The sequence below is a fragment of the Pseudogemmobacter blasticus genome (genome assembly GCF_003071405.1).
Lineage (GTDB): Bacteria > Pseudomonadota > Alphaproteobacteria > Rhodobacterales > Rhodobacteraceae > Pseudogemmobacter > Pseudogemmobacter blasticus.
This window is the reverse complement of sequence record NZ_CP020470.1, coordinates 1,354,863-1,379,480: the sequence shown is the minus strand read 5'-3', so window position 1 is coordinate 1,379,480 and position 24,618 is coordinate 1,354,863. Positions and strand designations below refer to the sequence as shown.

The window sequence follows — 24,618 nt, the reverse complement described above, 5'->3', positions numbered from 1 at the left end:
TGACCCCCGAACGTCGGCGTCGGGCAGATCGCGGGAGGATGGCCTATCTCTCTGGCCTTGCGGCAGAAGATGCGGTGGCGCGCCGGTATGAGGCAGCCGGGCAGCCGGTGATTGCCCGGCGCTGGCGGGGCCGTTCGGGCGAGGTTGATCTGGTGGCCCGCGATGGTGAGACGGTTGTGTTCATCGAGGTGAAGTCGGCCGCGACACATGCGATCGCCGCGGAATACCTGACGCGGGCACAGTATGACCGCATTGCCCGCACGGTGGCCGATTTCGTTGATGGGGAACCCGCCGGACAGATGACCGAGGTGCGGATTGACCTGGCGCTGGTGGATCAGACCGGCCGGGTCGAGGTGACCGAAAACATCTGGTTCGACTGACCGGCGGCACTGGCGGGGGGCAGTCGGTTTGCATCCGGCAGCGGCTTGCGCCAAGAAAGGGGCGAAGCCCTGAGCCGGAGGATGCGATGGCCCTGAACGTTGCCCTGCAGATGGACCCGATCGGGTCGGTCAACATCAATGCGGATTCCACTTTCCGCATCGGGATCGAGGCACAGGAGCGGGGGCACCGGCTGTTCTATTACACCCCCGACCGGCTGGCCTTTGTCGAAGGCAGGGTGATCGCGCGGGGCTGGGACATCGAGCTGCGGCGCGAGGTCGGGAACCATGTCAGCTATGGCCCCGAACGCGAAGTCGACCTGTCCGAGATGGATGTGATCTGGCTGCGGCAAGATCCGCCCTTCGACATGGGTTACATCACCACGACGCATCTGCTGGAGATGATTCATCCGAAGACTCTGGTGGTGAATGATCCGTTCTGGGTGCGGAACTATCCCGAGAAACTGCTGGTGCTGCGGTTCGCAGACCTGACCCCGCCGACGACGATTGCGCGCGATCTGGCCACGATCCGGGCCTTCAAGGCGCGGCATGGCGATGTGATCCTGAAACCGCTTTATGGCAATGGCGGCGCGGGGGTGTTCCGGCTGGACGAGAACGACCGCAACCTGACCTCGCTGCACGAGCTGTTCAGTTCGATCAACCGCGAACCCCTGGTGGTGCAGAAGTTCCTGCCGGCGGTGTCGAAGGGGGACAAGCGGGTGATTATGGTGGATGGCGAACCCGTGGGCGCGATCAATCGGGTGCCGCAGCCCGGCGAGACGCGGTCGAACATGCACGCGGGTGGGCGGCCCGAACCTGTGGGGCTGACGGCGCGGGATCTGGATATCTGCGCGACCATCGGGCCTGTGCTGCGGAAAAAGGGCCAAGTCTTCGTGGGTATCGACGTTATCGGTGACTGGCTGACCGAGATCAACGTCACCTCGCCCACCGGGATTCAGGAGTTGGAGCGCTTCGACGGCACCAATGCCGCGGCGCGGATCTGGGAGGCGATCGAGGCGAAACGGCGCGGATGAGCCTGCGCCTGCGTCTGTTCCGTGGTGTGATGCGACACGGGATGAAGCCGCTGTTGCGCCGGGCGCGAGGGGTGGGCGGGGCGTGGGCGGGCCTGGTTGCCGTTTCGCTGCTGTTTCCGCCGCCCCTTGGTGTGGGTCGGCGACGCGAGGTGATCGGTGGGGTGCCTTGCCTGCGGCTGACGGGCGGGGACGGGGCCGCCGGGCCGGTCTTGCTGTGGATGCACGGCGGTGCGCATGTCGCGGGCAGCGCCTTCACCCATCGGGCCATGGTGGGCCGGATCATCCGCGCCACGGGCGGGCAGGCCGTGCTGCCCAACTATCGCCGTGCGCCCGAACATCCGGCGCCGGCGGGGTATGACGACGGGGTGCGGGTGCTGGAGGCGCTGTGGGCGGCGGGTGTCGCGCCGGGCCGGATCGTGCTGGGCGGTGACAGTGCCGGGGGCGGGCTGGCGGCAGCGCTGCTGGCCGAAGCCGAGGCGCGAGGCAAGCCGCCGGGCGGCATGGTGCTGCTGTCACCCTGGGCTGACCTGACGCTGGCAGGCGCGTCGATCCGCGGCAATGCGGCGCGCGAGGCGCTGTTGCCATCCGAAAGGATGTCCGAGATGGTAGGCTTGATCCGGGGCGTGCTGGACCCGGCCGATCCGCGGCTGTCGCCGGTTTTTGCCCGCTGGGCAGGGTCGTGTCCGGCGCTGATCTGCGTTGGCACCACCGAAATCTTGCTGGATGATTCGCTGCGGTTGGCCGAGGCGATGCGGCAGGCAGGGGCGCAGGTGGACCTGGTGCGTCAGCCGGGGGCGCCGCATGTGCTGGCCTATCTCGCGCCCTGGGTGCCCGAGGCGCGGGCCGAAATCCGGCGGATCGCGGCGTTTCTGCGCAGCCTTTGACGGTGGTCAGGCCTTGGGGCCGACGGTCAGGCGGAAGCTGACCGCCTCGGCCACATGCGGCTGGCGCACGGCATCCGAACCGTCCAGGTCGGCGATGGTGCGGGCGACGCGCAGGATGCGGTGATAGCCACGGGCCGAAAGCCCCATGCGTTCGGCAACGCGGGTGATCAGGGCGCGGCCTTCGGCATCGGGGGCGGCGAAGTGATCCAGCGCCTCGCCCTCCAGATCGGCATTGACGCGGGCGCCGGTGCCATCCAGCCGATCAGATTGCGCGGCGCGTGCGGCGGCGACGCGGGCGGCGATGGTGGCCGAGGGTTCGCCGGTGGCGGGAAGGTCAAGGTCGGCATAGGCGACGGGGGGCACTTCGACGCGCAGGTCGAAACGGTCCATCAGCGGCCCCGAGATGCGGCCAAGGTAATCTTCGCCGCAGATCGGCGCGCGGCCGCAGGCGCGGTTCGGGTCGGAGAGGTAGCCGCATTTGCAGGGGTTGGCGGCGGCCACCAGCAGGAAACGGCAGGGATAGCGGATATGGGCATTGGCGCGGGCCACCATGATCTCGCCGGTTTCGATGGGCTGGCGCAGGGTTTCCAGCACGGCGCGGGGGAATTCGGGAAACTCGTCCAGAAACAGCACGCCGTTATGGGCCAGACTGATTTCGCCCGGTTTCGCGCCCTTGCCTCCGCCGACGATGGCCGCCATCGAGGCGGTGTGATGCGGTTCACGGAACGGGCGCTGGCGCGAGATGCCCCCTTCGGTCAGAAGGCCGGCGAGCGAATGGATCATCGAGGTTTCCAGCGCCTCGGTGGGCGACAGCGGCGGCAGGATGCCGGGCAGGCGCGCAGCCAGCATGGATTTGCCCGAGCCGGGGGTGCCGACCATGAACAGGTGGTGGCGCCCGGCGGCGGCAATTTCCAGCGCGCGCTTGGCGCGTTCCTGCCCCTTCACATCGCGCAGGTCGCGGCCCTGTGGTGCGGCGCGCACCTCGCCGGCCTCGGCGGCGGGCAGGGGGTTCTGGCCTGTGTAATGGCGCACCACCTCGGCCAGCGATCCGGCGGCGATCACCTCGGTCGCGCCAACCCAGGCGGCCTCGGCCCCGCAGGCGCGGGGGCACAGAAGGGCGCGGCCCTCTTCTGCCGCGGCCATGGCGGCGGGCAGGGCGCCAAGCACCGGCATCAGCCGGCCATCCAGCGACAGTTCCCCCAGGGCGACGGTGTGTTCCACCTCATCCTTGGGGATTATGTCGAGCGCGGCCAGCAGGGCCAGAGCAATGGGCAGGTCGAAATGGCTGCCCTCTTTCGGCAGATCGGCGGGGGCCAGGTTCACCGTGATACGCCGGTTCGGCAGGGCGATGGACAGCGCCTGAAGCGCGGCGCGGATACGTTCCTTGGCCTCGCTGACCGCCTTGTCAGGCAGGCCGACAAGGTTGAAGGCGGCCGTGCCGGCGGCAAGGGCGCATTGCACCTCAACCATCCGGGCCTCGACCCCTTCGAAGGCCACCGTATAGGCCTTGGCCACCATTCCCGTGCCCCGCTTAACTTTGGTTAATCCTTAGCGGGCAAATGGTTAGCGAATGGTAAACGGCTGTGGTCGAATCAGGCCCCGGATCAGGGGGCCGCCTCGCCGCGGTAAAGTGCCATGAACCTGGGCCAGGCCTCGGGGTCGGCTGCGGTCTTGTCGCGGCAGAAGGCGTTGCAGAAGCCGAAGCGACGGCCTGCCAGTTCCAGAACATGGGTGACAGCACCGCCGGAATAGGGGCAGGTGGCGTTTTCCGCCTCGGTTCCCGCAACGGGGTGGGCTGGCAGCGGTACCGGGCCGGGCCAGTCGCGCCGGGGCCAGTCGCGGCGGTAGAAATCCTGATCGGTGCCGTCAACCAGACCCATCGCCCGCCAGCGGCGGAAGGAGGGGTGGCAGAGGTGGGCGTTCACATAGGCGGTGGCCATGGGGCCAACCGGCAGGTTGTAGCCCGCGATCCGCGCCGCGACCGGAGCGAAGAACACATCGGCCGCCGAATAGCCGCCGCACAGCCAGGGCGTGCGTGATCCGGTCGCCTCGCGCGCCCAGGTCCAGATGGTTTCCAGCCGGGCCAGATCGGCCAGCACCGGGGGCGGCGGATCGCAGTCGGTATAGCTGACGCGCAGGTTCATCGGGCAATGGGTGCGCAGCGCGGAAAAGCCCGCGTGCATTTCCGCCGCCAGCACCCGCGCCACGGCGCGGTGTTCGGGGTCGGCGGGCCAAAGGCCGGCCTCGGGGTGGCGCGAGGCAAGTTCTTCGGCAATCGCCAGCGATTCCGGGACGACGGTTCCGGCGGGGGTGCGCAGGGTGGGCGCGGTGCGGGCGGGGGGGAAATCACGCAGCAGGGTGGGCAGTTCGTCGGTGTAAAGCCGCGCCTGCAGGGTTTTCACCGGAATGTCGAAGGCATCAAACAGCAGCCAGCCGCGCAAGGACCAACTGGAGTAGCCGCGGTCACCGATCACGAGGGTATAGGTCAAAGTCCCGTCTCCTTGAATTCGGCGCCGACGCTAGCCGCAGCCGGTCATCGTGCAAAGCGATGAATTCTGACCGGCGCCATCACGGGCGTTGATTGATCGCGCGGACTGTGGCGACGGGGCCGAAGTCGATGCAGGTCACCGAAAGCGGGTCGATCCGATGCGCGAAGGCGGCCGAAGGGGACAGGCCTTCGGCCAGTTGCAGCGTGGCGACGATGGGGCCGAAATGGGCCACCACAATCACCTCGGGCAGGCTGGACAGCCGGTTGATGGCAGATTGGACGCGGGCGGTCAGCCGGTTCCAGCTTTCGCCGCCGGGGGGGCAGGTGTCGCCGGGATCATCCCAGAAGGCGCGGGCGGCGGCCTGATCCTCGATCTCGTTCCAGCGGCGCAGTTCCCAGGCGCCGAAGTTCAACTCGCGCCAGTCCGGGTCATGCGGCAGGCGGGGGCGGGGGGCCAGGGCATCGGCGGTGGCGACGGCGCGCGACAGGTCGGACGACAGCACCGGCGCATCGGCCGGCAGGTAGGCGTTCAGCCTGGCAATGGCCGCATGGTCCGACAGGTCGGCCGGCAGGTCGGACCAGCCGACCATGGTTTTCGCATGTGTCGGGCCGTGGCGCACCAGCCAGAGCCGGGTCATGGCAGCCGGCCTTTCAGGGCCAAAGGCAGCCCCGAAATCACCGCGACCACCAGCCCAGCCTGCGCGGCAAGGCGCTGGTTCAGCCGGCCCTGTTCATCGCGGAAGGTCCGGGCCAGGGCATTTTCGGGAACGATGCCCCAGCCCACTTCGTTGGTGACGACGATCACCGGGCCGGGGCAGGCGGCCAGGGCGGCCAGCAGCCGGTCCGCTTCGGCGGCAAGATCGTGTTCGGCCAGCAGGTGATTGGTCAGCCAGAGGGTGGCGCAGTCGATCAGCGTCACGCTGTCGGCGGGGGCTGCGGCCAGCGCGGGGCCAAGGTCCAGCGGGGCTTCGATGGTTTCCCAGCCGTCGCCCCGGTCTTCGATATGGCGGGCAATGCGGGTGGCCATCTCGTCATCCCAGATGGTGGCGGTGGCGATGTAGCGCCGGGCCAGGCCGGAGCCGCGCGCCAGCCGTTCCGCCTGATGCGATTTGCCTGACCGCGCGCCGCCGGTGACCAGCGTCAGGGCAGGCAGGGAAAAAATGGGGGTATCGGGTGATCCGGTCACGGGGGGCCTGCGTAGAAAAGATCGAACGTCGGCAGGTCTGCCGCGCAGGCTACCGGGTGGGGGTTGTCATGGCGCTTGACGGATATAGCGAAGTCGGACTGTCTCGCCAAGCGATGCGGGCCGAGCTTCTGGATGCGGAAACCGAGCTTGCCCTGGCGCGGGCCTGGCGCGACCAGCGCGACGAACGGGCCCTGCACCGGCTGATCACGGCCTATATGCGGCTGGCAATCAGCATGGCTGGGCGGTTCCGGCGCTATGGCGCCCCGATGAACGACCTGATTCAGGAGGCGAGCCTTGGCCTGATGAAGGCGGCGGAAAAGTTCGACCCGGATCGTGGGGTGCGGTTCTCGACCTATGCGGTGTGGTGGATCAAGGCCAGCATCCAGGACTATGTGATGCGGAACTGGTCGCTGGTCCGGACAGGATCGACCAGCAGTCAGAAATCGCTGTTCTTCAACCTGCGTCGCGTGCAGGCCAAGCTGGAACGCGAAGCCATCGCGCGCGGCGAGGCGCTGGACCAGTTGCGCCTGCGGAAAATGGTGGCCGAAGAGATCGGCGTGCCCGTGGGCGATGTCGAGATGATGGAAGGGCGCCTGTCTGGATCGGACCATTCCCTGAACGCGATGCAATCCGCCGACGAGGACGGCCGCGAATGGATTGACGCGCTGGAAGATGACGGCCCGCAGGCGCAGGATCATGTCGAGGCATCGCATGACGGGGCGCAGTTGCGACAGTGGCTGGACCGCGCGATGGACGGGCTGAACCCGCGCGAGCGGTTCATCGTGGCCGAGCGCCAGTTGCGCGATGACCCCCGCACGCTGGAATCGCTGGGCGAAGAGCTGGGGTTGTCGAAAGAGCGGGTGCGTCAGCTTGAAGCGGCGGCGTTCACGAAGCTGCGGCGCAGTCTTGAAGCCCAGTCCCGAGAGGTGCATCACTTCCTCGCATGAGGAAATATGCCCTGATTGCCGCGCTGGCGGCCCCGCTTCCCGCCCTTGCCCAGATTGATCCGCCGCCCGGGATGGATATCTATGTTCTGGGCGAAATCCATGACAATCCGGCACATCATGCCGAACAGGCCCGGCTTGTGGGCGTAATCGCGCCGCAGGCCGTGGTGTGGGAAATGCTGTTGCCTGCGCAGGTGACGGCAGCCGAAGGCGTCGATCGCACCGATGCCGTGGCGCTGGAGGCTGCGCTGCAGTGGAAAGGGTCCGGCTGGCCGGATTTTGCCATGTATGCGCCGATCTTTGCCGCCGCAGGGTCGGCCCTGCATCTGGGCGGCTCGGTGCCGAAGGACGCCTTGTCAAAGGCCGTGAAGAACGGCGCGGCGGCGGTCGTCGGCTCCGAGGTGGCGGCGCTGTGGGGGCTGGGGCCGCTGACCTCCGACGATCAGACGGCACGCGAGGCCGACCAGCAGGAGGCGCATTGCAATGCCCTGCCCGACGCCTTGCTGCCGGGCATGGTCGAGGCGCAACGGCTGCGCGATCAGACGATGGCGGCGGCGGCCGTTGCGGCGGTGACCGAGGGCAGGCGCCCGGTCGTCATCATCACCGGCAGCGGCCATGCCCGCAAGGATCAGGCGATTCCGGCGATGATCGCGCAGGCGGCTCCGGGGCTGAAGGTCTGGTCGCTGGGGCAGGTCGAGGCCGATCCGGGGCCGGATGCGCCCTATGACGCGGTGAATGTCACCGCCCCTGCGCCGCGCGAAGACCCCTGTCTGGCCTTCACCAGCACATCCTCAGGCGGTTGAGTTTGCCGCCGCCCGGCCCTAACGTCCCGGGGCAGGACAAGGGGCGGGTGATGCTGGCAGGCAAGCGCATATTGCTGATCGTGGGGGGCGGGATTGCCGCCTACAAGGCGCTGGAGCTGGTGCGTCTGCTGAAGAAGGCAGAGGCCACGGTATCGCCGGTGCTGACACGGGCGGGGGCCGAGTTTGTCACGCCGCTGTCGCTGTCGGCGCTGGCGGGTGAAAAGCTGCATCAGGATCTGTTCGATCTGGGGGATGAGGCCGAGATGGGCCATATCCAGCTTAGCCGGGCGGCGGATCTGCTGGTCGTGGCCCCGGCAACGGCGGATCTGATGGCCAAGATGGCCACCGGCCGGGCCGACGATCTGGCCTCGACCCTGCTGCTGGCGACCGACAAACGGGTGCTGGTTGCCCCCGCGATGAACGTGCGGATGTGGACGCATCCGGCAACGCAGCGCAACCTGGCCACCCTGCGCGGCGATGGGGTGCTGATGGTCGGGCCGGACGAGGGCGAGATGGCCTGTGGCGAATACGGGCCGGGCCGGATGGCCGAGCCGGCGGCGATTCTGGCCGCCATTGACGCGGCGCTTGGCGGCGGGCCGCTGGCGGGGCGGCATGTTCTGGTGACCTCTGGCCCGACACATGAACCGATTGATCCGGTGCGCTATATCGCGAACCGCTCTTCGGGCGCACAGGGCACGGCGATTGCGGCGGCGCTGCGCGATCTGGGGGCCAGGGTGACCTTTGTCACCGGACCGGCCGAGGTGCCCCCGCCGCAGGGCGTGACGGTGGTCCGGGTGGAAACGGCCGCGCAGATGCTGGCGGCGGTGCAGGCCGTACTGCCCGCCGAGGCGGCGGTAATGACGGCGGCGGTGGCCGATTGGCGCGTCGCAAATGCGTCGGGGCAGAAGATGAAGAAGGACGGCAGCGGCAAGCCGCCAGCGCTGGAATTTGCCGAGAACCCCGACATTCTGGCGACCGTCTCGCAAGGGGCGCAAAGGCCGCGGCTGGTGGTGGGCTTCGCCGCTGAGACGACGGATGTGCTGGCCCATGCCACGGCGAAACGCGCCCGCAAGGGCTGTGACTGGATCGTGGCGAATGATGTGTCGCCGGCAACGGGCATCATGGGGGGCAGCGAAAACGCGGTCACGCTGATCAGCGCCGAGGGGGCCGAAAGCTGGCCGCGCATGGCCAAGGATGCGGTGGCGCGCCGGCTGGCCGCCCGGATTGCCGAGGCGCTGGCATGAGCGGCGCCGATGTCCGGGCAGAAATTGGACCGGAGGCTCTGACCCCGGGGCGCGCGCGATGACGGCGGTGGTGCGTATCCTGTGGGAGGACTGGGCCGATCCGTCGCTTCCCTTGCCCGCCTATCAGACAGCAGGCGCGGCGGGTGCGGACATCTGTGCCAATTTCCCCGAGGCTGACCGCGCGGCGGGCCTGACGCTGGCACCAATGCAGCGGACGATCTGCCCAACCGGCCTGCGGGTGGCGATTCCCGAGGGGTATGAGATGCAGATCCGCCCGCGCTCGGGCCTTGCCACGAAGCACGGGATTACCCTGCCGAACACGCCCGGCACCATCGACAGCGATTATCGCGGCCCCCTGGGCGTGGCGCTGGTGAACCTTGGGTCCACTCCTTACACCATCCGCCACGGCGACCGCATCGCGCAGGCGGTGGTGGCGCCGGTGGTGCAGGCGCGCTTTCATCTGGTGCAGGCGCTGGACAGCACGGCGCGCGGCGAGGGCGGTTTCGGATCGACCGGGTTCGATACCCCCGGCAAGCGATGACCGGCCTGATCGGCTTTGCCGTGATCTGGGGCGCGGGGCGGGGCCTTGGCTGGCCGCGCGCGTTGTCGCTGGGGCTGGCGCTGCTGTGGTTGCTGCTGCTGGTGGCCGTTCATGCGCCGGGGATCGGCGTGCCGCAGGTGGCCGCGATGCTGGGCGGCGATTTCCGGCTGTGGCTGATCTTTGGTGGCGTGGCTGCGGCGGTGCTGGCCTATGGCGCGGGCCTTGGCGCATTGCGGGCGCGCGTGAAGGCGCGGCCGGTCGCGCCGCTCTCGTCGCAAGGCCCGTTCAGCGAGGTGGAGCTGGACCGCTATGCCCGCCATATCCTGCTGCGGGAAATCGGCGGGCCGGGGCAGCGGCGGCTGAAAGAGGCGAAGGTGCTGGTGGTGGGGGCGGGCGGTCTGGGCTCCCCCGCGCTGCTGTATCTGGCGGCGGCGGGGGTGGGCACCATCGGGGTGATCGACGCCGACGCGGTGGAAGGGTCGAACCTGCAGCGGCAGGTGATTCATACCGATGCGCGGATCGGCCTGCCCAAGGTCTTTTCCGCCGAGGCTGCGATGAAGGCGCTGAACCCGTTTGTCGCGGTGCGGCCCTATCACCGGCGGCTTGAGCCGGACATCGCCACGGACCTGATCGCTGATTACGATCTGGTGCTGGACGGAACCGACAATTTCGACACCCGCTATCTGGTGAACCGCGTCTGTGCCGGTCTGGGCAAGCCGCTGATCGCGGGCGCCCTTACCCAGTGGGAGGGGCAGCTTTCGGTCTGGGATCCGGCGCGGGGGGCGCCGTGTTATGACTGTATCTTCCCGACCCGGCCCGCGCCCGGCATGGTGCCCACCTGCGCCGAGGCAGGGGTGGCCGCGCCGCTGCCAGGCATCATCGGCGCGATGATGGCGATGGAGGCGGTGAAGCTGATCACCGGCGCGGGCGAGCCGTTGCGCGGGCGTCTTCTGTTGCACGATGCGCTGCACGCCGAAAGCCGGGTGATCGCCGTCGGAAAGCGGGCGGACTGCCCGGTCTGCGGCGGGCAGTCCTGACGTTGCGGTCTGGCCGTCAGCCGATCCGGTAGCTTGAGGCGGTGACGCCGCCGAACAGCCCCGTGTCATGATAGACCATGGTCGCCTTTTCGCCTTCGGCCGCGCCAAGGGCGGCGAAGAGCGGAACGAAGTGGTCTTCCTCCTTGTGGCAGATCCGGGCGTAGGGGGCCTGTTCCCAATGGAGCAGCCGGTCGGTGCGTTCGGCGGGCGGGGCGGCCATGGTTTCGGCCAGCCAGGCGTCAAACGCCTCGGACGGCTCTTTCGCACCGGGGCCGAAGAGGCGGAGGTTGTGGTAGGACAGGCCCGAGCCGACGATCAGCACGCCTTCATCGCGCAGCGGTGCCAGGGCACGGCCAAGGGCGAAGTGTTCCGCGGGGGAATAACCCTTGCGCAGCGACACCTGGAACAGCGGCATGTCGGCATCGGGATACATGACATAGGCGGGCACGAAGGTGCCGTGGTCATAGCCCTGTTTCGCGTCAAGCCGGACCGGCAGGCCGGCGGCGGCGATCAGGTCCGCCGCCTTCTGCGCCAGATCCGGGGCGCCGGGGGCCTTGTACTGGATCTGGAAGGTGTGGGGCGGGAAGCCGTGATAATCATAGACCATGGGCGGATGGGCCGAGGACATGACCGCGAAGCTGTCCTCCTCCCAATGGCCCGAGATCATCAGGATGGCCTTGGGCCGTTCGGGCAGATCCTTCACCATCTGCACGAAGCTGGCTTCGAGATTGCGGAACATGGCGCGCCAGTCGGGCATCCAGGGCCAGGGGCCGCCGCCATGGCTGATGAAATAGGTGGGCATACGGGAAGACATGTTCGATCTCCGGGAGGTCAGGTTCCTGCAAAGATGCGCCTCGGGAAGGTTTCGCTCAATTCCGCAGCGTCAAAGGGAAAGGGTGCGCTGCCGCACAGAGGACAGACAGTCTTGCAAGCCCCGGAACGCTTGACCATAGTCCGCCAGGACCAACCGGGAGCCTGACCCATGAAACTGACCACCGTGCTTGGCGCTGCTGCGCTGTCGTTCCTGCCGCTTGCCGCGCTGGCCGAAGGCCTGCCCGATCTGGGCGGCAAAGAGGTGGTGGTGGTGACCGAGAACGCCTATCCGCCGCTGCAGTTTCTGGACAAGGACGGCACGCCGATCGGCTGGGAATATGACGCGATGGCGGAAATCGCCAAGCGGCTGAACATCACGGTCAAATATGAGAACACCAGTTGGGACGCGATGATTCCGGCGGTTGCGGAAAGCCAGTATGACCTGGGCATGACCGGCATCACCATCAAGGACGACCGCAAGGAGAAGGTGGATTTCTCCGACCCCTACATGCGGTCTGAGATGCTGATGATCGTTCGCAGCGACGAGGCGCGGTTCACCGATGCGGCGTCCTTCGCCGCGGACCCGAAGCTGCTGGTTTCGGCGCAACCGGGCACCTCGCCCTTCTATGCCGCCGTCTACGAGATTCTTGACGGGAACGAGGAAAACCCGCGCATCATCAAGTTCGAGACCTTCGGGGCCGGCCTTGAGGCGCTGAAGACCGGCGACGTGGATCTGACGCTTTCCGATTCAACCGCGGCGAACGGCTATGTCGCCGCCTCTGACGGGGCGCTGAAGATCATCGGTGCGCCGCTGGCAAGCGAGGATTTCGGTTTCATCTTCCCCAAGGGCAGCGAACTGGTTGCGCCGTTCAACGCGGCCATTGCCGCGCTGAAGGCCGATGGCACGCTGGATGCGCTGAACCAGAAGTGGTTCGTCGATTACAAGATGGGTGAGTGACGGGCAGGGCCCCGGGGTGACCTGAACCCCCGGGGCAACCGGATGACGCCACAAAACACCCCCGACAAGGATTTCCCCTGGTGGCTGGTGATCGTCGTGATCACCGGCCTTTACCTGTTTTACGAAGTGATCTCGGACGAGGTCTATCGCGCGGCGCTGCGGGCGCTGTCCAAGGGCATCTGGATCACCGTCGGCGTGTCGGTGGTGGCCTATCTGGGCGCCTGCCTGATCGGCCTGGGACTGGCGGTCATGGGGCTGTCGCGCCACATCCTGCTGCGCCAGGCGGCGCGGCTTTACATCGAGATCATGCGTGGCGTGCCGATCCTGGTGCTGCTTCTTTATGTGGCCTTCGTGCTGGTTCCCGCCTGCATTGCGGCGGTCAACTGGCTGGCCGGGGCCGAGCCGGGCGCCGAGATCATCCGCACCCGCGACGTGCCGCTGCTGTGGCGGGCGGTGCTGGCGCTGATGCTGGCCTATTCGGCCTTTCTGGCCGAGATCTTCCGGGCGGGCCTTCAGGCGGTGGACAAGGGCCAGATCGAGGCCGCGCAGGCGTTGGGGCTGAGTGGCTGGCTGCGGTTCCGGCTGGTCAGCTTTCCGCAGGCCTTCCGCATGATCCTGCCGCCTTTGGGCAATGATTTCGTGGCCATGGTCAAGGACAGCTCGCTGGTGGCGGTGCTGGGCATTTCCGATGTGGCGCAACTGGCCAAGGTCACCTCCTCGGGCAACTTCCGCTATTTCGAGACCTACAACGTGGCGGCGCTGATCTATCTGACCATCACCATCGGGCTGAGCCTGCTCCTGCGCCGGTTCGAGACCCGGATGCGGACGCGCGGCCTGGAGGACCGTTAGGCCTGCGGGGGAAGGCCGGGGGCCAGCCCCCGGACCCCCGGGGTATTTGTCCCGACTGGACGCAGGGGTGGACCTTCGGGTTTGGCGCCCCTAGCTTGACCGCAAAGGAGTGCTGCCGATGAATGTCTTGCTGGACCGCTGGGATACGCCCTTTGCCCTGCCGCCCTTTGCCGCCATCCGCGACGAGGATTTCGCGCCGGCGTTCGACGAAGCCCTGGCACGGGCCCGGACGGCGATCATGGCCATCGCGGAAGGACCGGCGACCGATTTCGCCGGGGTGATCGAGGCGCTGGAACTGGCCGAGGCTGATCTCGACCGGGTGGCGGGGGTGTTCTACAACCTTGCCGGCGCGGATTCGAACGAGGCCCGCGAAGCCTTGCAGCGCGACCTGGCGCCGAAGATGAGCGCTTTTTCCAGCGAGATCACCAACAACAAGGCGCTGTTCGGCAAGATCGAGGCGCTGTGGCAGGCGCGCGCCGACCTTGGGCTGACGGCCGAGCAGGGCCGGGTGCTGGAACTGTACAGGCGCATGTTCGTGCGGTCCGGCGCGGCGCTGGACGGGGCGGCGGCGGAACGGCTGACGGCGGTCAAGGCGCGGCTGGCAGTGCTGGGCACCCAGTTCAGCCAGAACCTGCTGGCGGATGAACGGTCATGGTTCATGGAACTGTCCGAAGCCGATCTGGAGGGGCTGCCGGACTTCGTGGTGGAAACGGCGCGGGCGGCGGGGACCGAGCGGGGGCTGGGGCCGGTGATCACCCTGAACCGCAGCCTGATCGTGCCGTTCCTGCAATTCTCGCCCCGGCGCGCGTTGCGGCAGCGGGCCTATGAGGCCTGGGTGGCCCGTGGCGCCAACGGGGGCGCAACCGACAACCGTGGCATTGCGGCGGAAATCCTGGCGCTGCGGCACGAGCGGGCGCAGCTTCTGGGCTATGCCGATTTCGCGGCCTACAAGCTGGAACCCGAGATGGCCAAGACGCCGGCGGCGGTGCGTGACCTGCTGATGCGGGTCTGGGCGCCGGCACGGGCCAAGGCGCTGGCCGATGCGGCGGTGCTTGAGGCGATGCTGGTGGCGGATGGCGGCACCGGGCCGCTGGAGGCCTGGGACTGGCGCTATTACAGCGAAAAGCGGCGGCGTGCCGAGCATGATCTGGATGAGGCGGCGCTGAAGCCCTACCTGTCGCTTGAGGCCATGCTGGGCGCGATGTTCGATTGCGCGACCCGGCTGTTCGGGCTGGAATTCCGGGAAATCGAAGGGCCGTTCTACCACCCTGATGTGCGGGGGTGGGAGGTCACCCGCAAGGAGGCGCATGTGGCGGTGTTCCTGGGCGATTACTTCGCCCGCGGGTCCAAGCGCAGCGGCGCCTGGTGTTCGGCGATGCAGTCGCAGCGCAAGCTGGGCGCCGATGTGCGGCCCATCGTGGTGAACGTGTGCAACTTCGCCAAGGGCGATCCCTGCCTGCTGTCCTATGACGATGCGCGCACGCTGTTCCACGAATTCGGCCATGCGCTGCATCAGATGCTGTCCGACGTGACCTATGGCTTCATCAGCGGCACCTCGGTCGCGCGCGATTTCGTGGAACTGCCCAGCCAGCTTTACGAACACTGGCTGGAAGTGCCGGCGGTGCTGGAGGCCCATGCACGGCACTGGCAGACCGGCGCCCCGATGCCGGCCGACATGCTGAAGCGGCTGCTGGATGCGGGCACCTATGACCAGGGCTTTGCCACGGTGGAATTTGTCGCCAGCGCGCTGGTCGATCTTGAATTCCACACCGGCACGCCACCCGCCGATCCGATGCAGAAACAGGCCGAGGTGCTGGAGGCCTTGGGGATGCCGCGGGCGATCCGGATGCGCCACGCCACGCCGCATTTCGCGCATGTGTTCAGCGGCGACGGCTATTCCAGCGGCTACTACAGCTACATGTGGTCCGAAGTAATGGATGCCGATGCCTTCGCGGCCTTCGAGGAGGCGGGCGATCCCTTCGACCCGGAAACCGCGGCCCGGCTGGAGAAATTCATCCTGTCGGCGGGGGGCAGTGAAGAGGCCGAGGCGCTGTATCTGAAGTTCCGTGGCAAGATGCCGGGGGTTGAGGCGCTGCTCAAGGGGCGGGGCCTGCTGGACGCCGCGTAAGGGGGCGCTGCCCCCGTCCTGCGGACTCCCCCGGGATATTTTCTTTCTGAAAGAAGCCCGTCTTTCAGGATCAAAATATCCCCGCCGGAGGCATCCCGAGCCAAGCCGCGAAGGCGGCGCTGGCGAGACAGGCGACTTGCGGCGCAAGCCGCTCAGGTTGACAGCCGGCGTAACTGACCCGGAGGGTGGCCGTAGGTGCGGCGGAAAGCGCGGCTCAGCGTGGCGGGGCTGGTGAAGCCGGTGCGCAAGGCCACCTCGGCCAGCGGATGGCGGGTGTCGGTCAGCATCCGGCGGGCGGCCTGCAGGCGCAGAGACAGCGCATAGGCGCCGGGCGGGGTGCCGAAAGCAGCGCGGAACAGGGTTTCCAGACGGCGCGGCGACAGGCCCACGGCGGCGGCGGTTTCGGCCACCGGCTCGGGCGTGTCGATCCGCGCCTCCATCCGCTTGGCGGCGGCGGCGACGCGCGGGTCAAGGCCGGGGTCGGGCTGGCGGGCGGCAACCTGCGGCTCTGACCCCGGGCGCGCGATTGTCAGAAAGCTGTTCGCCACCTGCCGGGCCAGCGGGGCGCCATGGCGGGCGCGGATCAGTTGCAGCATGAAATCCGCCGCCGGCGCGGCGCCGCCGATCGTCACCCGGTTGCGGTCGATCACGAAACGGTCGGGAACCACGTCGATGTCGGGATGGGCGGTGGCAAGGTCTTCCAGGTCTTCCCAATGCACGGTTGCGCGATAGCCTGACAGCAGGCCCGCCCGCGCCAGCACCCAAGGCGCGGCGTCGATGCCGCCGACCAGCGCGAAGCGGGGCGCCAGGCGGCGCAGGTCGCGGATCAGCGGGCGGGTGGCAACCTGATCCAGCCGGTAGCCTGCGACAACGATCAGCATCTCTGCCCCTTCGGCGGCCGCCAGCGGCCCGGTCGAGGGCAGCGACAGCCCGCAGGTCAGCGGGGCCGGCGCCCCGTCTGGGGTGACGACCCGCCAGCGGAAGGCTTCGGTTCCCAATTGCCGGTTGGCGTTGCGCAGCGGGTCCAGCGCCGAGGCCACTTCAAGGATCGAGGATTGTGGCAGCACCAGAAGCGCCAGCGACAGCGGCGCGCGGGCCGGAGAGAAGATTGCGTTTTCCGTCATCAGGATTTCGTAATTCGCAAATCATCGCCTGCCAAGCCCGATAAGGTGGCAGACCAGACCCGGAGGAACCCCGATGCCGCTGACCATGAACCGCGAAGTCTTCATCACCTGTGCCGTGACCGGATCGGGCGGCACGCAGGACCGCAGCCCCCACGTTCCGCGCAGCCCGCAACAGATTGCCGAAAGCGCCATCGCGGCGGCCAGGGCCGGCGCGGCGGTGGTGCATTGCCATGTGCGCGATCCCGAAACCGGCAAGCCGGCGCGCGATCCGGCGCTGTATCGCGAAGTGACCGAGCGTATCCGCGACAGCGACACCGATGTTGTCCTGAACCTGACCGCGGGCATGGGGGGCGACCTGCTGTTCGACGGCACCGAGGCGATGAACCGGATGGGCGCCAGATCCGACATGGCGGGCGCGACCGAGCGGGTGGCGCATGTGGTGGACTGCCGGCCCGAGATCTGCACGCTGGACTGCGGCACGATGAATTTCAACGAGGCCGACTATGTGATGGTCAACACGCCCGGCATGTTGCGCGACATGGCCAAGCGCATGGTCGAATCCGGTGTGCGGATCGAGATCGAGGCCTTCGACACCGGCCATCTGTGGTTTGCAAAGCAACTGGCCGACGAAGGCGTCATCCCCGATCCGGTTCTGGTGCAACTGTGCATGGGCGTGCCGTGGGGCGCGCCCGATGACCTGAACACCTTCATGGCCATGGTGAACAACGTGCCGAAACACTGGCACTGGTCGGCCTTCGCCCTTGGGCGCCACCAGATGCCCTATGTCGCAGCGGCGGTACTGGGCGGCGGCAATGTGCGGGTGGGGCTGGAAGACAACCTCTGGCTCGACAAGGGCGTTCTGGCGACGAACGCGCAGCTTGTGGAGCGCGCAGCGACCATCATCGAGAACCTTGGCGCGCGGGTCATTACCCCGGCCGAGGTGCGCGCGCGGCTGAAGCTGGAAAAGCGGGCGCCGGTGGCGAAGTGATCGTCCTCATTGCCTACATGTTCCTTGGTGGGATGCCCGCGGGCCTCGCGGCTTTTCTTCAGGCGGATACGACAGGCTGGAGGGTGATTGTTGGCCTGGGCCTGACACTGCTTGCCGGCTACGCGCTGATCATCAGTGCAGCGTGGGGACAGGCGGATCCGAAAGCGCTGGAAGGCGATCCTCGTGTGCTGGTCGGGGCTGTCATAACGGGAACGATGTTCTGGGCGCTTATCGGCGCGGTCATCGGCAAAATTTTCTCAGGGCGCGTGGAACCTGTCGCCCTGGGGCTTCGAACAATGATCGTCGTCGCGGTGGTGCAACTCATCATCGTGATGTTTGGAGGTATCGGATGACCAGAAAAGCAGCAATCATCGGGGGCGGGGTTATCGGGGGCGGTTGGGCGGCGCGCTTCCTGTTGAACGGCTGGGATGTGGGGGTCTTTGACCCCGACCCCGAGGCCGAACGCAAGATCGCGGCCGTGCTGGCCAATGCCCGGCTGGCGCTGCCCGCCCTTTCGGACGTGCCGATGCCGGCCGAAGGCAAGCTGACCTTTCACGGCACCATCGGCGAGGCCGTCGATGGGGCGGAATATGTGCAGGAAAGCGTGTCCGAACGGATCGAGCTGAAGCACAAGGTCTATGCCCAGTTGCAACAGGCCAATCCGGGCGTGCTGATCGGGTCTTCGACCAGCGGTTTCAAGGCAAGCGACCTGCAAAAGGGCAGCCCGGCGCCAGAAAACATCATCGTCGCGCATCCGTTCAACCCGGTCTATCTGCTGCCGCTGTCCGAAGTCTCGGGCAGCCCGAAGAACACGCCTGCGACGGTGGAAAAGACTGTGCAGATCATGAAGGACATCGGGATGTTCCCGCTTGTCATTCGCCACGAGATCGACGCCTTCATCGGCAACCGCTTCCTTGAGGCCGTCTGGCGCGAGGCGCTGTGGATGCTGAAGGACGGCATTGCCACGACCGAAGAGATCGACGATGCCATCCGCATGGGCTTTGGCCTGCGCTGGGGCCAGATGGGCCTGTTCGAGACCTACCGCATCGCCGGGGGCGAAGCGGGGATGCGGCACTTCATGGCGCAGTTCGGACCGGCGCTGAAATGGCCCTGGACCAAGCTGATGGACGTGCCCGAGTTCAACGACGAACTGGTGGATCTGGTGGCCAGCCAGTCCGATGCGCAATCGGGCATGTATGGCATCCGCGAACTGGAACGCATCCGCGACCAGAACCTTGTGGGCTTCCTGCGGTCACTGAAGGAACGCAACTGGGGTGCGGGCAAGGTGCTGCGCGAACATGACGAACGCCGCCGCGCGGCCTTCCATGCCGGCACGCTGGACGGCACGCCGCTGAAGATGGCCGAGATGCAGGTTCTGCCCGGCTGGATCGACTACAACGGCCACATGACCGAAAGCCGCTACCTGTTCTGCGCCTCCGAGGTCTGCGATGCCTTCCTGCGGCTGATCGGGGCAGACATGGATTATGTGGCCGGCGGCCACAGCTATTACACGGCCGAAACCCATATCCGCCATCTGGACGAGGCCAAGCTGGGTGAGCGCATCACCGGCACGTTGCAGGTGGTGAAGGCCGATGAAAAGCGCATCCACACCTTCATCACCCTGGCCGTGGGCGACCGCCCGGTCGCCACGGTCGAGCAGATGATGCTGCATGTCGACATGAAGGCCGGCAAGGCCTGCCCCGCCGCGCCAGAGGTTCTGGCCCGGCTTTCCCCCATCGCCACGGCCCATGCCGGGCTGGCCCTGCCCGAAGGCACCGGCCGGGCCGTCGGCCAGAAGAAAGGGTGACTGCCATGGATTTCGGCCTGACCGAAGAACAGACGATGATCGTCGAGACGACGCGCGCCTTCGTCGAGACCGAGCTTTATCCGCACGAGCTGGCGGTCGAGCGCAGCGGCCACCTGCCGCTGGAGCTGATCCGTGAGCTGCAGCAGAAGGCCATGGCGGCGGGGCTTTACGCGGCCAACATGCCGGTCGAGGTGGGGGGCGCGGGGCTGGATACGCTGTCCTGGCTTCTGTACGAAAAGGAACTGGGGCGGGCGAATTACGCCCTGCACTGGACCTGCGTCGCACGGCCGTCGAACATCCTGCTGGCGGGCAACGAAGAACAGCGCGAACGCTATCTGATGCCCTGCATCCGGGGCGAGACCTGGGATTGCCTGGCGATGACCGAACCCGGTGCCGGGTCGGACCTGCGCGGCATGAAGGCCAGCGCCCGGCCCGATGGCGACGACTGGATCCTGAACGGCACCAAGCATTTCATCAGCCATGCCGATCTGGCCGGCTTTGCCATTGTCTTCGTGGCGACCGGCGAGGAAGACACGCCGCGCGGCCCGAAGAAGAAGATCACCGCCTTCTTCGTGGACAAGGGCACCCCGGGCTTCACCGTGCGCGACGGCTATCGCAACGTCAGCCACCGCGGCTACACCAATGCCGTGCTGGAGTTCGACGAATGCCGGGTGAACAAGCGCCAGATCCTGGGCGAAGTTCACAAGGGCTTTGAGGTGGCAAACTCCTGGCTGGGGGCGACGCGCCTGCAGGTCGCCAGCACCTGCCTTGGCCGGGCCGAACGCGCCTTGGGCCACGCCCTGAGCTACGCCGCCGAGCGCCGCCAGTTCGGCCAGCAGATCGGCAAGTTCCAGGGGATTTCTTTCAAGCTGGCCGACATGGCGATGGAACTGAAAGCCGCCGAACTGCTGACGCGCGAGGCGGCGTGGAAATACGATCAGGGCACCGTGACCGAGGCCGACATGTCCATGGCCAAGCTGAAGGCCACCGAAGTGCTGGCGATGATCGCCGACGAGGCGATCCAGATCCACGGCGGCATGGGCCTGATGGATGAGTTGCCGCTGGAACGTATCTGGCGCGATGCGCGGGTCGAGCGGATCTGGGAAGGCACCTCGGAAATCCAGCGGCACATCATCAGCCGCGAATTGCTGCGGCCGCTCGGGGCGTGAGGCGCCGCAAGCCGGGGGTTTCACACCCCCGGACCCCCGTGGGATATTTTCAGACAGAAAATGGGTGGAAAGATCGCGATGATTAATCGTTTGTTTACCACGGCCCGGCAAAGTGAGGGCACGGTACAGGCGGGGACGCCGATGACCGTGACGGGAAATGGCACCTCGCTTCGGACTCCGGGGCGGGGTGTTTTCATTTTCTGTCTGAAAATATCCCGGGGTCCGGGGCAGCGCCCCGGGACTGACCACCGGGCCGGAGGCCGCAGATGACGCGCCTCGACCGGCTGCTCCGCCCGCGCCACATCGCCGTTCTGGGGGCCGGCTGGGCGCTGAACGTCATTGAGCAATGCCGCAAGATGGGCTTTGCCGGCCCGGTCTGGCCGGTGCATCCGACCAAGGCCGAGATCGGCGGTCTCAAGGCCTACGCCAGCCTGGCTGACCTGCCAGAGCCGCCCGACGCCACCTTCATCGGCGTGAACCGCTTTGCCACGCTGGAGGTGGTTGCCGAACTGGCCGCCATGGGGGCGGGCGGCGCCATCTGTTTTGCCAGCGGCTGGGAAGAGGCCGGCGAGGCGGGGTTGCAGGAAAAGCTGGTCGCCGCTGCCGGCGACATGCCGATCCTTGGGCCCAATTGCTATGGCGTGATCAACTACCTTGACGGCGCGCTTCTGTGGCCGGACCAGCATGGCGGTGTCCGGCTGGACAAGGGCGTGGCGCTGGTCAGCCAGTCGTCGAACATCGTCATCAATCTGGGGATGCAGGCGCGGGGGCTGCCGGTGGCCTATGTTGCCTGCCTTGGCAATGCCGCCGTGGTGGGTCTGGCCGAACTGACCGGCGCGCTGCTGGACGATCCGCGCGTCACCGCCGTGGGGCTTTACATCGAGGGGATCGACGACGCCCCGGCCTTTGCTGCGCTGGCCGAGAAGGCGCGGGCTATGGGCAAGGGCGTGGTCGCCATCAAGTCGGGCAAGACCGAACTTTCGCGCACCGCAGCCGCCAGCCACACCGCCTCGCTGGCCGGTGGGGGCGCGGCCTCCAGCGCCTTCCTGCGCCAGATCGGCGTGGCCGAGGTGAATTCGCCCAGCGAGTTGATCGAGACCTTGAAGATCTTTCACGTCCACGGGCCGCAGATTGGCACGCGGATCTGCTCGCTGTCCTGTTCGGGGGGCGAGGCCGGGCTGGTGGCCGATCTGGCGGCACCCTTCGGCATCGACTTCCCGCCGGTGCCCGAGGCAACCCGCGCGCGGCTGTTCGAGACGCTGGGGCCGATCGTCGCCATTGCCAACCCGTTGGATTACCACACCTTCATCTGGGGTGACGGACCGAAGACCACCGAGGTCTTTACCGCCATGCTGGAAGCCTATGACGCCGGGATCTACATCATCGACACGCCGCGCGCCGACCGATGTGATCCGTCGGGTTACCAGCCGGCGCTGGATGCCATCGTCGCGGCGCAGAAGGCGACCGGCAAGATCGCCCTGCCCGTGGCCTCGATGGCCGAGAACTTTGGCGAGGCGCGGGTCAAGGCGATGATGGAGCAGGGGGTTTGCACCCTGCTTGGGCTGGAAACCGCGCTGGCGGCGGTACGGGCGGCGCAGGTACCGGCCGGGGTGGCGGGCTGGCGTCCGGCCGCGGCGCTGCCGCCGCGCGAGACGCGGATGCTGTCCGAGGCCGAGGGCAAGGCGCTGCTGGCTGCCGCTGGCGTGCCGGTGCCGCGCGCGGTGACCGGGGCGACGCTGGCCGAGGTGGCCGCCGCGGCCAAGGGCCTGACCGCGCCTTTCGCGCTGAAGGGGCTTGGCTTTGCCCACAAGACCGAGGCCGGGGCGGTGCGTCTGGGGCTGACCTCGCTTGAAGGGCAGGCCGAGATGCCCGGCGCCAGCGGCTATCTGGTCGAGGAGATGGTCACCGGAACGGTGGCGGAAATCCTGCTGGGGCTGCGGCGCGATCCGGTTTACGGCGTGACGCTGACGCTGGGCATGGGCGGTGTGACGGCCGAGGTGCTGGCCGATACCGTCACGCTGATCCTGCCCGCGACCGAGGCAGAGGTTCTGGCCGCGCTGCGCCGCCTGCGGCTTTGGCCGCTGCTGGACGGTTACCGTGGCCGGCCCAAGGCCGACATGGCGGCGGTCGCTTCCATCGCGGTGCGGCTTGGCGCTGGCATGCTGGCGGATGACAGTCTTGAGGAAATCGAAATCAACCCCGTCCTTGTGCGCGAAAGCGGCGCGGTGGCGGTGGATGCCCTTATCAGAAAGGTGTGACCATGCCCGAGATGCAAATGCGGACCGAAGGTCCGATCAAGACCCGCCGCGAAGGCGCGATCCTTGAGGTGACGCTGGACAGCCCCAAGGCCAATGCGATCAGCCTGAAGACCAGCCGCGTCATGGGGCTGGTGTTCCGCGATTTCCGCGATGATGACAGCCTGCGCGTTTGCATCGTGCGGGCGGCAGGCGAAAAGTTCTTCTGCCCCGGCTGGGATCTGAAGGCCGCGGCTGAGGGAGATGCAGTGGATGGGGACTACGGCGTTGGCGGGTTCGGGGGGCTGCAGGAACTGCCGAACCTGAACAAGCCGGTGATCGCGGCGGTGCAGGGCATCTGCTGCGGCGGCGGGCTGGAGCTGGCACTGTCGGCCGACCTGATCCTGTGTTCCACCACGGCCACCTTCGCGCTGCCGGAAATCCGGTCCGGCACGGTGGCGGATGCCGCCAGCATCAAGCTGCCGAAGCGGATACCCTATCATGTTGCCATGGACCTGCTGCTGACGGGGCGCTGGTTCGATGCCGATGAGGCTTTCCGCTGGGGCCTGATCAAGGAGGTCTGCGCGCCGGAAGACCTGCTGGCAAAGACCTGGGATCTGGCGCGCCTTCTGGAAAGCGGCCCGCCGCTGGTTTACGCCGCCATCAAGGAAGTGGTGCGCGAGGCGGAGAACATGCGCTTCCAGGATGCGCTGAACCGCATCACCAAGCGGCAGATGCCCACGGTGGACCGGCTGTATTCCAGTGAGGACCAGTTGGAAGGCGCCCGCGCCTTTGCCGAAAAGCGTGATCCGGTCTGGAAGGGGCGCTGATCGGCGTCAGCCGCCGGTCAGGCTGCGCAGCGCGGCCGCGCCGGGGGCGCAGGCGGCTTCAAGCCGCTTACGCTCGGGTGGGGGCAGGGCTGCGGCGCGTGACGGGCGGGCTTGCGGCAGGCGGGCGGCGGCGCTGACCCAGCGTTCCGAAGCCTCGCCGCAGAGAAAGGTTCCAAGGCGGCGGATTTCCTGCTCGGGTCTGGCAACAAGGTCTTCGTAGGCGAGGTGCATCCGACGGTCTGCCGGCAAGGCCCTGTAGGCCGCGATACCGCGCACCACCATTGTTGACCAGAAGGCCCCGACGCGCGCCAGATCGGGCGGCGTGTCCAGAAGATACGACACCGGCAACATCCAGCCCAGCTTCTGCAACTGCGGCCAAACCCGGCCACGGCCATAGTGGCTGTCGGGGTCCAGCAGGTCTATCCCGAAGGGGCGGAAGGCATCGGCCATTCTGACGGCCAGCCGGCTGGCTGGATAATCCTGCATCGACAATGCGGTATCTGGTCCGTTGCGCGTCAGCAGGACGAAGCGGCCTTCGGGGAACAACTGGTGCAGCGTCCGGGCCGCCGCGAGCGACCCGCCCGAGCGTTCCACCCAGACCTTGCGGCCGCGCTCCCGCGCCAGTGTGGTGAAGAGGGCGCGATAGTGATCCTGAACCGGCTGAGACGGCTGTGCTGTGACGCGTTCGGCCAGCCAGTCGAACAGATCGTCCGGCCTGTCGGACAGATGCGGCAGGGCAATCGACAGGATGGGCGGGCAATGCCAGGGGTCATGTCGCGGGTTGGCAACCCTGCCATACAGAAACTCATTTGGCGCGCGCCGGGGGTTGGCCACGGCAGAAACGATCCTGTCTGGACGGGATTGATCGCGCCAGAACTGCGCCCCGGTCAACGGGCCATGCGGAAAGGCCCGCGCCCCGGCGGCGCTGAAGACTTCGGACAGGCTGAGAAGATCGGGATGCAGGTTGATGATGTCCGACACCAGCGTCGATCCGCAACGTGCAGACCCCAGAATGAACGCCGCCTGCATCGCAACCTCACAGCAACCCAAGTCGATAGCTTGCATCGGGCGGGTAGGGCTGTCACGCGCCGATCCTGTCAAGGGCCGGTTCTCCGCAGGGGCGGAAGGCGACAGGGGTTGTCGCAAATCTTGCAGGCTGACGACGGCCTGCCGTCTAGGT

General features: G+C 67.4%; 24 protein-coding genes. 17 read left to right on the top strand and 7 right to left on the bottom strand.

Annotated features, from left to right (window positions below; genetic code table 11):
• The first annotated feature begins 38 nt into the window (after nucleotides 1-38).
• The 3 genes from B6K69_RS06695 (at nucleotide 39) to B6K69_RS06685 (ending at nucleotide 2,295) form a co-directional block, all read left to right on the top strand.
• Nucleotides 39-380, top strand: a complete 342-nt coding sequence (locus B6K69_RS06695; RefSeq protein WP_228156827.1) for a YraN family protein — start codon at nucleotides 39-41, stop codon at nucleotides 378-380.
• A gap of 86 nt (nucleotides 381-466) precedes the next feature.
• Nucleotides 467-1,411, top strand: coding sequence for a glutathione synthase (gene gshB / locus B6K69_RS06690; RefSeq protein ID WP_108643230.1), 945 nt, complete (start codon nucleotides 467-469; stop codon nucleotides 1,409-1,411).
• Nucleotides 1,408-2,295 carry an alpha/beta hydrolase fold domain-containing protein gene (locus tag B6K69_RS06685; protein ID WP_108643229.1) on the top strand — a complete coding sequence of 296 codons (888 nt, stop codon included), beginning with the start codon at nucleotides 1,408-1,410 and terminating at the stop codon, nucleotides 2,293-2,295. Before gshB ends, B6K69_RS06685 begins: the two co-directional genes overlap by 4 nt.
• A gap of 6 nt (nucleotides 2,296-2,301) precedes the next feature.
• Here the strand turns inward: B6K69_RS06685 and B6K69_RS06680 are convergent, their stop codons facing one another.
• The 4 genes from B6K69_RS06680 to cobU all read right to left on the bottom strand — a co-directional run bounded on the left by B6K69_RS06680 (nucleotide 2,302) and on the right by cobU (nucleotide 5,969).
• Nucleotides 2,302-3,813, bottom strand: a complete 1,512-nt coding sequence (locus tag B6K69_RS06680) for a YifB family Mg chelatase-like AAA ATPase (protein ID WP_108643228.1) — start codon at nucleotides 3,811-3,813, stop codon at nucleotides 2,302-2,304.
• A gap of 86 nt (nucleotides 3,814-3,899) precedes the next feature.
• Nucleotides 3,900-4,784 (bottom strand): glutathione S-transferase, encoded by an 885-nt coding sequence (locus tag B6K69_RS06675; protein ID WP_108643227.1) that lies wholly within the window; start codon nucleotides 4,782-4,784, stop codon nucleotides 3,900-3,902.
• 79 nt (nucleotides 4,785-4,863) lie between these two features.
• Nucleotides 4,864-5,421, bottom strand: a complete 558-nt coding sequence (locus B6K69_RS06670) for a histidine phosphatase family protein (protein ID WP_108643226.1) — start codon at nucleotides 5,419-5,421, stop codon at nucleotides 4,864-4,866.
• Nucleotides 5,418-5,969 (bottom strand): bifunctional adenosylcobinamide kinase/adenosylcobinamide-phosphate guanylyltransferase, encoded by a 552-nt coding sequence (gene cobU / locus B6K69_RS06665; RefSeq protein ID WP_108643225.1) that lies wholly within the window; start codon nucleotides 5,967-5,969, stop codon nucleotides 5,418-5,420. The genes B6K69_RS06670 and cobU overlap by 4 nt, the downstream gene beginning before the upstream one ends.
• Before the next feature lie 68 nt (nucleotides 5,970-6,037).
• Between cobU and B6K69_RS06660 the strand changes: the two genes are divergently transcribed.
• The 5 genes from B6K69_RS06660 to B6K69_RS06640 are packed head-to-tail and all read left to right on the top strand — an operon-like array spanning nucleotide 6,038 to nucleotide 10,538.
• A complete protein-coding gene (locus B6K69_RS06660) occupies nucleotides 6,038-6,916 on the top strand; it encodes an RNA polymerase factor sigma-32 (protein WP_108643224.1) in 879 nt (292 codons plus the stop codon).
• Nucleotides 6,913-7,716 carry a ChaN family lipoprotein gene (locus B6K69_RS06655; RefSeq protein WP_228156826.1) on the top strand — a complete coding sequence of 268 codons (804 nt, stop codon included), beginning with the start codon at nucleotides 6,913-6,915 and terminating at the stop codon, nucleotides 7,714-7,716. Before B6K69_RS06660 ends, B6K69_RS06655 begins: the two co-directional genes overlap by 4 nt.
• 50 nt (nucleotides 7,717-7,766) lie before the next feature.
• Entirely contained in the window at nucleotides 7,767-8,960 is a 1,194-nt protein-coding gene (coaBC, locus tag B6K69_RS06650; RefSeq protein WP_108644813.1) for a bifunctional phosphopantothenoylcysteine decarboxylase/phosphopantothenate--cysteine ligase CoaBC, read from the top strand.
• Nucleotides 8,961-9,018: 58 nt separating this feature from the next.
• Nucleotides 9,019-9,501 (top strand): dUTP diphosphatase, encoded by a 483-nt coding sequence (gene dut / locus B6K69_RS06645; RefSeq protein ID WP_108643223.1) that lies wholly within the window; start codon nucleotides 9,019-9,021, stop codon nucleotides 9,499-9,501.
• Nucleotides 9,498-10,538: a HesA/MoeB/ThiF family protein gene (locus B6K69_RS06640; protein ID WP_108643222.1), complete on the top strand. Its 1,041-nt coding sequence runs from the start codon at nucleotides 9,498-9,500 to the stop codon at nucleotides 10,536-10,538. The genes dut and B6K69_RS06640 overlap by 4 nt, the downstream gene beginning before the upstream one ends.
• A gap of 16 nt (nucleotides 10,539-10,554) precedes the next feature.
• Here the strand turns inward: B6K69_RS06640 and B6K69_RS06635 are convergent, their stop codons facing one another.
• Complete coding sequence (locus B6K69_RS06635; RefSeq protein ID WP_228156825.1) at nucleotides 10,555-11,352, bottom strand: DODA-type extradiol aromatic ring-opening family dioxygenase; 798 nt, start codon at nucleotides 11,350-11,352, stop codon at nucleotides 10,555-10,557.
• A gap of 168 nt (nucleotides 11,353-11,520) precedes the next feature.
• Here B6K69_RS06635 and B6K69_RS06630 point away from each other — a divergent pair, with 168 nt between their 5' ends.
• The 3 genes from B6K69_RS06630 (at nucleotide 11,521) to B6K69_RS06620 (ending at nucleotide 15,286) form a co-directional block, all read left to right on the top strand.
• On the top strand, nucleotides 11,521-12,309 hold the full coding sequence (locus tag B6K69_RS06630; protein ID WP_108643220.1) for a transporter substrate-binding domain-containing protein: 789 nt from the start codon (nucleotides 11,521-11,523) through the stop codon (nucleotides 12,307-12,309).
• 42 nt (nucleotides 12,310-12,351) lie between these two features.
• The gene (locus B6K69_RS06625; protein WP_108643219.1) at nucleotides 12,352-13,158 is read left to right on the top strand and encodes an amino acid ABC transporter permease; all 807 of its coding nucleotides are present in this window, start codon (nucleotides 12,352-12,354) and stop codon (nucleotides 13,156-13,158) included.
• 118 nt (nucleotides 13,159-13,276) lie between these two features.
• Nucleotides 13,277-15,286: a M3 family metallopeptidase gene (locus tag B6K69_RS06620; RefSeq protein ID WP_164681901.1), complete on the top strand. Its 2,010-nt coding sequence runs from the start codon at nucleotides 13,277-13,279 to the stop codon at nucleotides 15,284-15,286.
• A gap of 152 nt (nucleotides 15,287-15,438) precedes the next feature.
• Here the strand turns inward: B6K69_RS06620 and B6K69_RS06615 are convergent, their stop codons facing one another.
• On the bottom strand, nucleotides 15,439-16,410 hold the full coding sequence (locus B6K69_RS06615) for a GlxA family transcriptional regulator (RefSeq protein ID WP_108643218.1): 972 nt from the start codon (nucleotides 16,408-16,410) through the stop codon (nucleotides 15,439-15,441).
• Nucleotides 16,411-16,483: 73 nt separating this feature from the next.
• On the opposite strand from B6K69_RS06615, the gene bcoG reads away from it, so the two are divergent.
• The 6 genes from bcoG (at nucleotide 16,484) to B6K69_RS06585 (ending at nucleotide 23,438) form a co-directional block, all read left to right on the top strand.
• On the top strand, nucleotides 16,484-17,398 hold the full coding sequence (gene bcoG, locus B6K69_RS06610) for a 3-dehydrocarnitine:acetyl-CoA trimethylamine transferase BcoG (RefSeq protein ID WP_108643217.1): 915 nt from the start codon (nucleotides 16,484-16,486) through the stop codon (nucleotides 17,396-17,398).
• Nucleotides 17,395-17,751, top strand: coding sequence for a hypothetical protein (locus B6K69_RS06605; RefSeq protein WP_108643216.1), 357 nt, complete (start codon nucleotides 17,395-17,397; stop codon nucleotides 17,749-17,751). Before bcoG ends, B6K69_RS06605 begins: the two co-directional genes overlap by 4 nt.
• Complete coding sequence (locus B6K69_RS06600; protein WP_108643215.1) at nucleotides 17,748-19,205, top strand: carnitine 3-dehydrogenase; 1,458 nt, start codon at nucleotides 17,748-17,750, stop codon at nucleotides 19,203-19,205. The genes B6K69_RS06605 and B6K69_RS06600 overlap by 4 nt, the downstream gene beginning before the upstream one ends.
• Nucleotides 19,206-19,210: 5 nt before the next feature.
• Complete coding sequence (locus tag B6K69_RS06595; protein ID WP_107672363.1) at nucleotides 19,211-20,374, top strand: acyl-CoA dehydrogenase family protein; 1,164 nt, start codon at nucleotides 19,211-19,213, stop codon at nucleotides 20,372-20,374.
• Between the two features lie 266 nt (nucleotides 20,375-20,640).
• Nucleotides 20,641-22,632 carry an acetate--CoA ligase family protein gene (locus tag B6K69_RS06590; RefSeq protein ID WP_108643214.1) on the top strand — a complete coding sequence of 664 codons (1,992 nt, stop codon included), beginning with the start codon at nucleotides 20,641-20,643 and terminating at the stop codon, nucleotides 22,630-22,632.
• Between the two features lie 2 nt (nucleotides 22,633-22,634).
• Entirely contained in the window at nucleotides 22,635-23,438 is an 804-nt protein-coding gene (locus tag B6K69_RS06585) for a carnitinyl-CoA dehydratase (protein ID WP_228156824.1), read from the top strand.
• Nucleotides 23,439-23,444: 6 nt separating this feature from the next.
• Here B6K69_RS06585 and B6K69_RS06580 read toward each other — a convergent pair whose 3' ends face one another.
• Entirely contained in the window at nucleotides 23,445-24,467 is a 1,023-nt protein-coding gene (locus B6K69_RS06580) for a sulfotransferase (RefSeq protein WP_108643213.1), read from the bottom strand.
• Nucleotides 24,468-24,618 lie beyond the last annotated feature (151 nt).

Bases quoted from the DNA above. Each gene is read 5' to 3' on its own strand.
- B6K69_RS06695 (WP_228156827.1), top strand. From the start codon at position 39: ATGGCCTATCTCTCTGGCCTTGCGGCAGAAGATGCGGTGGCGCGCCGG.
- gshB (WP_108643230.1), top strand. From the start codon at position 467: ATGGCCCTGAACGTTGCCCTGCAGATGGACCCGATCGGGTCGGTCAAC.
- B6K69_RS06685 (WP_108643229.1), top strand. From the start codon at position 1,408: ATGAGCCTGCGCCTGCGTCTGTTCCGTGGTGTGATGCGACACGGGATG.
- B6K69_RS06680 (WP_108643228.1), bottom strand. From the start codon at position 3,813: ATGGTGGCCAAGGCCTATACGGTGGCCTTCGAAGGGGTCGAGGCCCGG.
- B6K69_RS06670 (WP_108643226.1), bottom strand. From the start codon at position 5,421: ATGACCCGGCTCTGGCTGGTGCGCCACGGCCCGACACATGCGAAAACC.
- B6K69_RS06660 (WP_108643224.1), top strand. From the start codon at position 6,038: ATGGCGCTTGACGGATATAGCGAAGTCGGACTGTCTCGCCAAGCGATG.
- B6K69_RS06655 (WP_228156826.1), top strand. From the start codon at position 6,913: ATGAGGAAATATGCCCTGATTGCCGCGCTGGCGGCCCCGCTTCCCGCC.
- coaBC (WP_108644813.1), top strand. From the start codon at position 7,767: ATGCTGGCAGGCAAGCGCATATTGCTGATCGTGGGGGGCGGGATTGCC.
- dut (WP_108643223.1), top strand. From the start codon at position 9,019: ATGACGGCGGTGGTGCGTATCCTGTGGGAGGACTGGGCCGATCCGTCG.
- B6K69_RS06640 (WP_108643222.1), top strand. From the start codon at position 9,498: ATGACCGGCCTGATCGGCTTTGCCGTGATCTGGGGCGCGGGGCGGGGC.
- B6K69_RS06635 (WP_228156825.1), bottom strand. From the start codon at position 11,352: ATGTCTTCCCGTATGCCCACCTATTTCATCAGCCATGGCGGCGGCCCC.
- B6K69_RS06630 (WP_108643220.1), top strand. From the start codon at position 11,521: ATGAAACTGACCACCGTGCTTGGCGCTGCTGCGCTGTCGTTCCTGCCG.
- B6K69_RS06625 (WP_108643219.1), top strand. From the start codon at position 12,352: ATGACGCCACAAAACACCCCCGACAAGGATTTCCCCTGGTGGCTGGTG.
- B6K69_RS06620 (WP_164681901.1), top strand. From the start codon at position 13,277: ATGAATGTCTTGCTGGACCGCTGGGATACGCCCTTTGCCCTGCCGCCC.
- B6K69_RS06615 (WP_108643218.1), bottom strand. From the start codon at position 16,410: ATGACGGAAAACGCAATCTTCTCTCCGGCCCGCGCGCCGCTGTCGCTG.
- bcoG (WP_108643217.1), top strand. From the start codon at position 16,484: ATGCCGCTGACCATGAACCGCGAAGTCTTCATCACCTGTGCCGTGACC.
- B6K69_RS06600 (WP_108643215.1), top strand. From the start codon at position 17,748: ATGACCAGAAAAGCAGCAATCATCGGGGGCGGGGTTATCGGGGGCGGT.
- B6K69_RS06595 (WP_107672363.1), top strand. From the start codon at position 19,211: ATGGATTTCGGCCTGACCGAAGAACAGACGATGATCGTCGAGACGACG.
- B6K69_RS06590 (WP_108643214.1), top strand. From the start codon at position 20,641: ATGACGCGCCTCGACCGGCTGCTCCGCCCGCGCCACATCGCCGTTCTG.
- B6K69_RS06585 (WP_228156824.1), top strand. From the start codon at position 22,635: ATGCCCGAGATGCAAATGCGGACCGAAGGTCCGATCAAGACCCGCCGC.
- B6K69_RS06580 (WP_108643213.1), bottom strand. From the start codon at position 24,467: ATGCAGGCGGCGTTCATTCTGGGGTCTGCACGTTGCGGATCGACGCTG.